Genomic DNA, 607 nt, shown 5'->3' with positions numbered 1-607 from the left:
ACCTATGATCCACTGACTCAAGGCTCAGGATTGATCAATGCATATGCTGCGGTAATGAGTCAAGCCAGTGGTTGTGCCAACGTAGGCTTGGATATTCAAGCAGACTTGAATGGTGTTCAACACTTTAAAGGCCCAGCAATGGTAACTGCGGATGGTAAACTTGGTATCAAGTTGACTACCGGTGAAGTGATCACAGAAGGTTTTGATTGGGAAGGTGCCGGTCTATTAGGTTTCGATTGGGGCGTATCGTCACAGGGCTTTGATTGGGGTGATGCAGATGCATTGGGCTTCGATTGGGGTGACGCCGATGCAATGGGCTTCGATTGGGAAGTTTCATCACAAGGCTTTGATTGGGAAATTCGTGCACTTGGTTTTGACTGGGGTGATGCAGGCGCGCTAGGCTTTGACTGGGACTTCTCATCACTGGGCTTCGACTGGGGCAGTGCCGCATCGGAAGGCTTCGATTGGGGCTCAGTAGATGCCAAGAGTGTAGTAGGCGCGAGCTTTAACACTGAATCGGTTCAAGAGTTACCTGCCGAAGCAGTGGAAACCAGCGATGACCTATTAGAAATCGCGACAGACGGTATCTAAAAGTTAACTAACAGCA

The 607-nt window shown here is 49.4% G+C and carries 1 pseudogene; it reads left to right on the top strand.

From position 1 onward, the window contains the following. Positions 1-591 (top strand): annotated as a pseudogene (locus ABD036_RS19130) (S8 family peptidase); the annotation flags it as partial. Between the last annotated feature and the right edge of the window lie 16 nt (positions 592-607).

Origin of the sequence: Aliiglaciecola litoralis, from assembly GCF_039523355.1 — a bacterium.
Classification (GTDB): domain Bacteria; phylum Pseudomonadota; class Gammaproteobacteria; order Enterobacterales; family Alteromonadaceae; genus Aliiglaciecola; species Aliiglaciecola litoralis.
The sequence above is the reverse complement of the archived record's forward strand: the minus strand, read 5'-3'. Positions and strand labels throughout refer to the sequence as shown.